Annotated in this window: 10 protein-coding genes; 6 read left to right on the forward strand and 4 right to left on the reverse strand. The window is 61.4% G+C overall.

Annotated elements, in window-relative coordinates; all coding sequences use genetic code 11:
- The first annotated feature begins 202 nt into the window (after positions 1-202).
- The 3 genes from panB (at position 203) to EOB36_RS04470 (ending at position 3458) form a co-directional block, all read left to right on the forward strand.
- Complete coding sequence (gene panB, locus EOB36_RS04460) at positions 203-1045, forward strand: 3-methyl-2-oxobutanoate hydroxymethyltransferase (RefSeq protein ID WP_128284379.1); 843 nt, start codon at positions 203-205, stop codon at positions 1043-1045.
- A complete protein-coding gene (gene panC / locus EOB36_RS04465; protein ID WP_128284380.1) occupies positions 1042-1893 on the forward strand; it encodes a pantoate--beta-alanine ligase in 852 nt (283 codons plus the stop codon). The genes panB and panC overlap by 4 nt, the downstream gene beginning before the upstream one ends.
- Positions 1894-2060: 167 nt before the next feature.
- Positions 2061-3458 (forward strand): glycosyltransferase family 39 protein, encoded by a 1398-nt coding sequence (locus EOB36_RS04470; protein WP_164897450.1) that lies wholly within the window; start codon positions 2061-2063, stop codon positions 3456-3458.
- A 73-nt stretch (positions 3459-3531) separates the two neighbouring features.
- Here the strand turns inward: EOB36_RS04470 and EOB36_RS04475 are convergent, their stop codons facing one another.
- The 4 genes from EOB36_RS04475 to EOB36_RS04490 all read right to left on the reverse strand — a co-directional run bounded on the left by EOB36_RS04475 (position 3532) and on the right by EOB36_RS04490 (position 7063).
- Entirely contained in the window at positions 3532-4020 is a 489-nt protein-coding gene (locus EOB36_RS04475) for a GNAT family N-acetyltransferase (RefSeq protein ID WP_128284384.1), read from the reverse strand.
- Between the two features lie 4 nt (positions 4021-4024).
- The gene (gene gatB / locus EOB36_RS04480; RefSeq protein WP_126106755.1) at positions 4025-5524 is read right to left on the reverse strand and encodes an Asp-tRNA(Asn)/Glu-tRNA(Gln) amidotransferase subunit GatB; all 1500 of its coding nucleotides are present in this window, start codon (positions 5522-5524) and stop codon (positions 4025-4027) included.
- A gap of 163 nt (positions 5525-5687) precedes the next feature.
- On the reverse strand, positions 5688-6119 hold the full coding sequence (locus tag EOB36_RS04485; RefSeq protein ID WP_023798170.1) for a CBS domain-containing protein: 432 nt from the start codon (positions 6117-6119) through the stop codon (positions 5688-5690).
- 203 nt (positions 6120-6322) lie between these two features.
- Entirely contained in the window at positions 6323-7063 is a 741-nt protein-coding gene (locus tag EOB36_RS04490) for a rhomboid family intramembrane serine protease (RefSeq protein ID WP_095489500.1), read from the reverse strand.
- A 395-nt stretch (positions 7064-7458) separates the two neighbouring features.
- Between EOB36_RS04490 and EOB36_RS04495 the strand changes: the two genes are divergently transcribed.
- The 3 genes from EOB36_RS04495 (at position 7459) to EOB36_RS04505 (ending at position 9710) form a co-directional block, all read left to right on the forward strand.
- Positions 7459-8097 carry a PAS domain-containing protein gene (locus EOB36_RS04495; RefSeq protein ID WP_095489501.1) on the forward strand — a complete coding sequence of 213 codons (639 nt, stop codon included), beginning with the start codon at positions 7459-7461 and terminating at the stop codon, positions 8095-8097.
- Positions 8098-8214: 117 nt separating this feature from the next.
- Positions 8215-8832, forward strand: coding sequence for a PilZ domain-containing protein (locus tag EOB36_RS04500; protein WP_095489502.1), 618 nt, complete (start codon positions 8215-8217; stop codon positions 8830-8832).
- Positions 8833-9101: 269 nt separating this feature from the next.
- On the forward strand, positions 9102-9710 hold the full coding sequence (locus tag EOB36_RS04505; RefSeq protein ID WP_095489503.1) for a transglutaminase-like cysteine peptidase: 609 nt from the start codon (positions 9102-9104) through the stop codon (positions 9708-9710).
- Positions 9711-9837: the final 127 nt, after the last annotated feature.

A 9837-nucleotide genomic window follows, 5' to 3' on the forward strand; every position in this document is an offset into this window, starting at 1 on the left:
ATCTACAAAGGCCAACGACTTTACACATCGAGGCTGAGGGCATTGCGCCGTCGGCGCTGACGCCGGACCTGCTGTTGCGGTGGGGCGGCGGTTGCTGATCTCGCGCCCGCCGGACGCATGCTTGCCAAGTTTGTTTCGTCTCCCTAAAGCTCTGCGCGCCCCGTGCGGGTACATGGTTGACTGGTCTTGAGGGAGATGAAGCTTGGCCCCAGACGCATCCGGCGCGGATCCGCGGATCAGCGCCGGCTCCATTCGCCTGCGCAAGGGCGGCGTGCCGATCGTCTGCCTCACCGCCTATACCTACCCCGTCGCGCGCTTGCTCGACGATCATGTCGACCTGCTTCTGGTCGGCGACAGCGTCGCCATGGTTCTCCATGGCCACAAGACCACGCTGGGCGCCTCGCTGGAGATGATGATCGCCCATGGACAAGCGGTGATGCGGGGTTCAGCCAGGGCCTGCGTGGTGGTCGACATGCCGGCCGGAAGCTACGAGGCAACGCCGCGCCAAGCCGTTGCCTCGGCGCAGCGGATCGTCGACGAAACCGGTTGCCAGGCGGTCAAGCTGGAGGGCGGCGTCACAGTTGCCCGGCAGATTGCGGCGATCGTCGCTGCCGGCATTCCGGTCATGGGACATATCGGCTTGCAGCCGCAATCGGTGGAAAGCGACGGCGGCTACAGGATCAAGGGCCGGACCGAGGAGAATGTGGCCGCCCTTTATCGCGACGCGGACGCGGTCGAGAAGGCCGGCGCGTTTTCTGTGGTCATCGAAGGCACCGTCGAGACCGTCGCCGCCGACCTCACCCGGCACATTTCCATTCCAACCATCGGCATCGGCGCCAGCGGCGACTGCGACGGCCAAATCCTGGTCGTCGACGACATGGTCGGCCTGACCGTCGATCGCGTGCCGAAATTCGTCAAGCAATATGCCGACCTGCGCAGCGCCATATCGCAGGCGGCAGCCAGCTATGCAGCGGAGGTGCGAAGCCGGACTTTTCCCGGCCCGGGCCATGTCTTTTCCGCCGCAGCCGAAAAGGACAAGGCATGAGCCGGCCGCTCGTCGTCGACAGCGTCGCCGCCCTACGCGCGCAAATCCGCGACTGGCGCCGCGATGGCCTCAGCGTCGCCATGGTGCCGACCATGGGTGCCTTGCATGACGGCCATATCTCGCTGGTGGAGATCGCGTTCGAAAAGGCCGACCGCTGCGTTGTCTCGATCTTCGTCAACCCGACGCAGTTCGCGCCGAGCGAAGACCTCGACAAATATCCGCGCCAGCTCGCCCGCGATCTCGACCGACTGGCCGAGGCCGGCGCACAACTCGTCTTCACCCCTGATGTTGCAGAGATGTATCCGGCCGGCTTCGCCACGAGGATCTCGGTCGGTGGGCCGGCCGCCGGGCTGGAATCGGATTTCCGGCCGACCTTCTTCGACGGCGTCGCGACGGTCGTGGCTAAGCTCTTCCTGCAGGCGTTGCCTGACTGCGCGGTCTTCGGTGAAAAGGACTACCAGCAGCTTTGCGTCGTCAGGCAGCTCTGCCGTGACCTCGATCTGCCGGTGGACATCATCGGCGCGCCAACGGTACGCGACGCGCATGGCCTCGCCATGTCGTCACGCAACGCTTATCTGGGCAAGGCCGAGATCGAGGTGGCGCGCCAGCTCAACGTCATTTTGCGCCGGGCAGCAGTGGCACTTGCGGCCGGCAGTGACGAAGGCAGCGCGACCGCCGAGGCCAGCCGAGCGCTCGTCAAGGCTGGCTTCGACAAAGTCGACTATGTCGCGGCGCGCGAGAGCATGACGCTCGCCCCGTGGCGACGAGACCGTGCCGGACGCCTGCTCGCGGCCGCCTGGTTGGGCAAGACCAGGCTGATCGATAATATGGAAACTCCCTCCACTTAAAGCGCGTCCGCGACTAAAGGGATTTGTGAGCTTCACCTCCAAAATCCACAGCATCAGGCCGGCTCCGTTACAATTCGGCCAAAATCATGGTGCGGTCCTGCGCGCTCCAGGAGCGCTGCATCATGCTCGGCTGGAAAGAGAACGATTTCTGGCGCGGATCCTCAATCTTGATACCAGCATTTGTCGAGCGGCTGCTCCCCTATCTGTTCGCGCTTGCATTGATCTGCATCGCGGTCGCCTTCCGGCCGCTGCTGCCTGTCGATGAAACGCGATATCTCAGCGTCACCTGGGAGATGTATCTGAGCGGAAAGACCTTCGTTCCGACGATGAATTTCGCGCCCTATCTGCAAAAGCCGCCGCTGCTGTTCTGGCTTATCGATCTGGTCTGGGACATTTTTGGCGTAAGCCGGGTTGCCGCGATGCTCGTTATCTTCGTTGCCTCGTCGCTCGTCATCTGGCTGACGACGCGTCTGGCAAAAACCCTCTTTCCCGGACGCGACGACATCGTAAGCCGTGTCCCCTGGCTGGTCGCGGGAAGCATCGTCTTCGTCATTTATTCGACCCTGATCCTGTTCGACATGCTGCTGACGGTCTTCGTGCTTGCCGCGCTTTTGTCGTTGCTTGCCTTTGCCAGGAGCGGCAACCATTGGCACGCCGTGCTGGCGGGATTGTTCATCGGGCTGGGTGTCTTGACGAAAGGTCCGGTGGTGCTCATCCATGTCGGCGCCCCCATCCTGCTCTACCCATTCTGGCGCGATCGGCAGGCCGGACTGGCGACGCCGAAATTCTTCGCTGGGGTAGGCCTGGCAATTCTCGCCGCATTGATCCCGGTGGCGATGTGGCTGGTGCCGGCGACCATCCTGACCAAAGGCAACTTCGTCTACGACCTTGTCTGGAACCAGTCGGCAGGGCGTGTCACCGGCAATCTGCACAACTCCCATCACCGGCCGTTCTATTTCTACGTCGTGCTGATGCCGATCATGCTCATACCGTGGATCTTCATACCCGAAATATGGCGGCTGAGGCTGGGCGCCCGGATACGTGGCCTAATCGACACGAGATCGCCAGACCTGCGCGCGCTGCGCCTGCTGTCGTTCTCGTTCGTCGCGGTTTTACTGGTCTTCAGCGCGATATCCGGCAAGCAGCCTCACTATGTGGTGCCGATCCTGCCATTTGCGACCATCCTGTTCGGGTATTTCATGGCGGAGATCCCACTAGCGAGGCTCAGAAACTCGGCCTTCATCCTGCTTGCCATTTTCGGCATCGGCCATGCCGTAGCATCAGCGACCGTTTTCAAACGTGACGATCTCATGCCGCTGGCCAACTTTATCGACGAGCGAAAGAATGCGGATTGGGCTGTCGCCTTCGACTACCAGGACGAGGTCGGCTTCCTTGCCCGATTGCAGAAGCCGTTCGAAAGCACCGACAATCCCGAGGAATGGCTTCGTTCCCATCCTGGCGGCTATGTCATCGACAAATCCAAGGACCCTGGGACATCGGAGCAAATCGCTTTCCGCGTTCGCGTCGAACGAGGCTATCTTGTCGTCCTCAAGGGCCAACACTGACGGCGTGGCTGCCCGCAATCGACCGGCGCTGCCCATGAAACGCAACCGACTGCGACGTGTCCGGCAGACAAGTCTAGCCGATCGTCTTCTCGAAAATCAGCGCCGGCAGCCCTGAGCCACCGCCGCACTCGTCGGTGTTGCCGGCGGGCAAAAACCCTTGCGAGCGGTAGAAGGCGACGGCCGGAGCGTTTGCCTCTTCCACTTCGGCACGCAGCGTCCGCGCCTCCGGAAAGCTGGCCTCGACCTCCTCCAGCAGCGCCTGGCCGATCCCTTGCCGCTGGCAGGCCGGATGCACGTAGAGCTGGTTCAGCATGACGATCTTCGCATCCTTGGTGGTTGCCGCGAAAGCCATGCCGCCGATGCGCTTGCCGTCGTCCGCGACCAGGAATTCGGAGTTCGGCCGTGTCAGCCGCGCCTTGAGCGAGGCGATCGAATGCCATTCGTCTGTGATCTCGGTGACTTTGGCAGCACCATAGATGTTGTCGTAGGTGGCGTGCCACGTTTCGACCAGCAACGCGCGGATCGCGGCAAGATCGCGCTCGCCGGCGGTGCGAACGAACATCATCCTATTCGATCCCGAGCTTGGCCTTGACGAGGTCGTTGACCGCTTGGGGGTTGGCCTTGCCGCCTGTCGCCTTCATCACCTGGCCGACGAACCAGCCGGCCATGGTCGGCTTGGCGCGCGCCTGCTCGACCTTGTCGGGATTGGCTGATATCACCTCGTCGACCGCCTTTTCGATGGCGCCGGTGTCGGTGACCTGCTTCATGCCGCGGCTTTCGACCAGTTGGCGCGGATCGCCGCCCTCGCTCCAGACAACCTCGAACAGATCCTTGGCGATCTTGCCGGAGATAGTGCCCTCCTTGATCAGGTCGATGACCGCGCCGAGCTGATCAGGCGAAACCGGAGCATTTTCAATACCCTTGCCGGCCTTGTTCAACGCACCCAGCAAATCGTTGATGACCCAGTTGGCGGCAAGCTTGCCATCGCGACCAGCGGCCACCTTCTCGAAATAGTCGGCAACCGCCTTTTCCGATACCAGGATCGAGGCGTCGTAGGTCGACAGGCCGAGCGAGGAGATCAGCCGTGCCTTCTTGGCGTCGGGCAGTTCAGGCAGATCCTTTGCTAGCGCATCGACATAGGCTTGGTCGAATTCCAGCGGCAGAAGGTCGGGATCCGGGAAATAGCGGTAGTCATGCGCTTCTTCCTTGGAACGCATCGAGCGCGTCTCGCCCTTGTTGGGGTCGAACAGCCGCGTTTCCTGGTCGATCTTGCCGCCATCCTCCAGAATGGCGATCTGGCGGCGCGCCTCGTAGTCGATTGCCTGGCCGATGAAGCGGATCGAGTTGACGTTCTTGATCTCGCAGCGCGTGCCGAATTCGCCGCCGGGCCGGCGCACCGAGACGTTGACGTCGGCGCGCAGCGAGCCTTCGTCCATATTGCCGTCGCAAGTGCCGAGATAGCGCACGATGGTGCGCAGCTTGGTGACATAGGCCTTGGCCTCGTCGGCGGAGCGCATATCGGGCTTGGAGACGATCTCCATCAGCGCCACGCCGGAGCGGTTGAGATCAACGTAAGACATCGTCGCATGCTGGTCGTGCATCGACTTGCCGGCGTCCTGCTCCAGGTGCAGGCGCTCTATGCCGACCTCGATATCCTCGAACTCGCCCTGCCGGTCCGGACCGACGGAGACGATCACCTTGCCCTCGCCAACGATCGGCTGTTTGAACTGCGAGATCTGGTAGCCCTGCGGCAGGTCGGGATAAAAATAGTTTTTCCGGTCGAAGACCGATTTGTGGTTGATCTCGGCCTTCAGCCCCAGGCCGGTGCGGATCGCCTGCTTGACGCATTCCTCGTTGATAACCGGCAGCATGCCCGGCATCGCCGCATCGACGAGGCTGACATTGGCGTTCGGCGGCGCGCCGAAAGCCGTCGAGGCGCCGGAGAACAGCTTTGCCTGCGAAGTCACCTGCGCGTGGACCTCGAGGCCGATGATGATTTCCCAGTCGCCGGTGGCGCCTGATATCAAGCGTTTGGCTTCTGGCGTGCGGGTGTCGATGAGGGTCATAGTGGCCTGCGAACTTTCGGTGGCGGATTCACATCTGAACGTGAATTCCGCCACGCCGGACGTGAAAGTCATTCGCTAGTGCAAACCACGAAAAGAGACAAGCGCAAAGCCGAAGCTGGCGCTTTCGCACCGAGTCTCGCCGCCGCCGTCGCTCTCGCCGCATTCAGGCCGTCGCGATGTAGGCCCTGATCTCGGCTGCCTCGCGCTCGACATCCTCGATGCGCCGCTTGACCACGTCGCCTATGGACACGATGCCGTCGAGCAGGCCGTCCTTTTCCACCGGCAGATGGCGGAAACGGCCACTGGTCATGATCTCCATGACCTCGTTGACGGTGTGGTTCTCATTGCAAATCTTCACCTTGGGCGTCATCGCCGAACGCACCGCGATGTCCAGTGCGGCGGCTCCTTCCCTGGCGAGGACCCGCACGACGTCGCGCTCGGAAAGAATGCCGACGATCTTGTGATCGCCATTGGTGATGACCAGCGCACCGATCCTGTGCTCGGCCAGGATGCGAATGGCCTCGCTCAGCTTTTCGTTCGGCCCGAGCGTCAACACGTCATGGCCTTTCTGCTCGAGAATTGCCTTAACAGTCATGGCGTCCTCCTCTGTTTACTTGCCGGTTCCTGCCCTGACCGGCTTTCCTCCTGCGCATGACCCCGAAAATCGGCCTCGATTTTCGGAAAAGATCATGCGCCAAATCAAAGTTTCTACAGCGTCCTTTGCGCGTCCAACAGGACGCGCGGCGCTGTAGTAAACATCGTGCGCCGCGATCGATTGCATTTCAAGTGCGGCGAGGCTCAGGCCATGGACTCATCCGCCTGCTGCCGCCGATCGAAAACGCGCAGGCCGAAGAAGCCGGCGACAAAACCGCCAATATGGGCCTCCCAGGCGATCTGGCTGTCGATGCCGGGCGCGAAGGCAACGAGGCCGGTGATGAGATTGATCACCATCCAGATGGCGAGAAAAGTCATAACGCCGCGCGAGCGGAACACCGCCGCCATGGGCATTGGCGCGCCGGCGAAGGCGGCTTTGCCGGACGAGCGGTCGGTGCGGAAGCCAAAGCGGGCGGCGGCCCCCATCATGCCGGAAATCGCTCCCGATGCGCCGACCAGCGGCGCCTGGCCGAGCGGATGCATGGCCCAGAACAGCACCACCGCCGCCAGCCCCGTCGCCGCGAAGAACAGACTGAAACGAAGCGCGCCGAATCGATTCGCCAGTGGCGAGCCGAAAGCCGCCAGCCACACCATGTTGATGGCTAGATGAGCGAAGCCGCCATGCAGGAAGGCATAGGTGAAGGGGCTCGAAAACGCGTAGAAATCGAGGTCGAAGCGACCGGAATAGCGGATCGGGATGAAGGCAGTCCGGATCAGCAGCGAGAAATCCTGGTCGTCGGTGAGCCAATAGAACCGGATCAGGTGAACGGCGACGCAGATGCCGATCACCGCCAGCACAACGGGTGGCATGTTGAATACCGGCTCGCGGCCGATAGGTCTGCCCTCGCCCTGTTCGATTTCCGATGGGCTTGCTGGTTCGCTCATATGCCTTGCACTCAGTCGCTCGCCTTCGCGAGCATGTAGATCACGGTCACCCGATTCACAAAGGGCGAATCGCCGCGAATCGCTTGGGCGCGAATCAAAAAGAAGCCGTCCAAGGTTGCCCTTGAACGGCTGGTCGAGCCCCCACGCTCCCCAAAACTCTTGACTGAAGTGCTGCCGATCGCTGCGAAACGACCGCTTCTGGAGTGGTTTTAGCGTGCCACGGGCTTGGGTGGGGCGCAACGTAAACCACTTGTTAACCTTAACGACCCCGACCCGTGAACAAGTGTTAACGATGCTGGCACGCATCCTGCTCCGCAACGCATGTAGGTCCTCGGAGGGCGCCCTTCTGTTCACCGATGGGACATCAGACGACAGATTGCGCGGAGCAGCATAGCATGAACCAGAACGGATCGATCACGCTGTTCCATTATTGGAACCGGTTGCGTGACGGGCGCCCTGCCCCGAAGCGTTCGGAAGTCGAGCCAGCCGACATCAAGTCGCTGCTGGCCGACACATTCATCCTGGAAAAGGATACACGCGGCGAGGCGGTGTTCCGGCTCGCCGGCACAAGACTTTGCGCGGTCTATGGCCGTGAGCTCAAGGGGTTTTCCTTCCCGTCGCTGTGGCGGGAGAAGGACCAGCGGCTTGTCTCAAAACTGATCCATGGGGTCTTCGACCAGAAATCCGTGGTGCTCATCACTTATGAAGGTTTCAGCCGCGGCGACCGTTCCAACAAGTTCGAGCTGCTCGCTCTGCCGCTCGACGGCGGCGTCGAAAACCCGCGCTGCCTCGGTGTGATAAGCGCCGCTGAAAAACCCTTCTGGCTGGGCGCGGATCCGATCACCGACGCCTTGATCGATTCGATCCGCATCGTCGATCCGGAGAAGGAACCGATATTCCCCAAGAACCGGCCGGCCATCGACGTCCCCTCGCTTGTCCCGTTGGATCTCGATCCGCCCCAGACGATTTCGGCGCTCGGCCAGGCGCGCCGCATCCGCCATCTGGTCGTGTTCGACGGCGGGCGCGAGGAATAATCGCGAACGCTAAAGTAACGGTGCCAGGCTTTCCCCTTTGTTAACCTGCTTTGCTGTAGTTTTCCGCTGAAGTTCCTCGCATCAACGCGCGGAATGCCAGACGGGGTGTAGGCAGTCATGAGGTCAGCGGCGGTCGACACCGCGCCGTCCCAAGCTGAAAGGCGTAACTTTCAGCGCGTCCGCGTGAAGATCTATGGGCGCTTCATGCTGGAGGATCGCACCGAACATCCGTGCCAGGTGGTCGACATGTCGCCGGGCAATGTTGCGCTTCGCACGGAGCGCATCGGCATGCCGGGCGAGAAGGTCATCGCCTATATCGATCACATCGGCCGCATCGAAGGCGTCGTCACTCGTATCTTGCAGGATGGTTTCGCGATGACGGTCATCGCGTCGGAACGCAAGAAGGACAAGCTTGCCGCGCAATTGACCTGGCTTGCCAACAAGCATGAGCTCGATCTGCCGGAAGACCGCCGTCACGAACGCGTGGCGCCGCGCAATCCGACCAGCGTGCTTCAGCTCGCCGACGGGCGCCAGTACCAGTGCCGCATCATCGACCTGTCGCTTTCGGGCGCCGCGGTCGAGATCAACGTCAAGCCGGCAATCGGCATCCAGGTCATGCTGGGCACGATGCGCGGCCAGGTCGTGCGCCATTTCGAGGACGGCGTCGCCATCGAGTTCGCCGTCGTCCAGCGGCCCGAAACGCTCGATTCCGAATTCAACGCATCCGGCACCTGACAAGCAACAACATATTATCGCAATCAGACCGGCCCATTCGGCCGGTTCTTTCGTTGTTCCGCACCGGCCGACGCGACTTGCCAACCGATGCCGCGCCAAGGCGTCGCGCCGTGCCGATGCAGCTCCGCGAAAATGCCTCAACAATTTTATACTGAAATGATTCAAATTTTACATTTATTCTACAGGCGTTTTACTTAATATCTACTTCGAGCCTTTGCGTCGAATAAATCCAATCGTGTCATTGTCTCCTCAAACGGGGAGACTGGACGATGAAGAAGACGAGGGGCAAGCTGTTGCTCTTGGCAATGGCGATGCAGCTTACCGCCTGGGGAACGGCGTACGCAGCGGGACCAGCCTTCATGCACACTGGCAGCCGCACCACACAGCCGGTCGGCCATTACGAGTTCTGCCAGAAGATTCCGCAGGAATGCAATGAGCGCACGCCTAAGCAGGCACCGGTCGAGCTGACACGCAAGCTGTGGGCGAAAATCGTGAGCATCAACAATTCGGTCAACACCAGGATCACGCCGCGCACCGACATGGAACTGTGGGGCAAGGAAGAAGTCTGGTCCTATCCCAACAGCGGCTTCGGCGACTGCGAGGACTATGCGCTGGAAAAGCGCCGCGCGTTGATGAACATCGGCATACCGGCCGGCGACCTGCTGATGACGGTTGCGCGCCAGCCGAACGGAGACGGCCATGCGGTGCTGACCGTGCGCACCAGCCTTGGAGAGTTCATCCTCGACAATCTGGAGACCAGGGTGCTGTCCTGGACCAACACCGACTACACCTACCTGAAGCGCCAATCGAGCCAGAATTCGGGCGCTTGGGTAACGATCAACGACGGCCGCTCCGACGCGGTCGCCAGCGTCCGCTAAGGACGCCAATGCATGTCGCCCAAAGTGCGCAGCGGTTTTGGGATAACGACATGCATAAAACAGAGGTTAAGCGCGTCGCATGAATGCGACGCGCTTAAGGAGAAAACCCGGTCGAGTCCCAACCCCT

The sequence above is a fragment of the Mesorhizobium sp. M6A.T.Cr.TU.017.01.1.1 genome (assembly GCF_004023115.1).
Lineage (GTDB): Bacteria > Pseudomonadota > Alphaproteobacteria > Rhizobiales > Rhizobiaceae > Mesorhizobium > Mesorhizobium mediterraneum.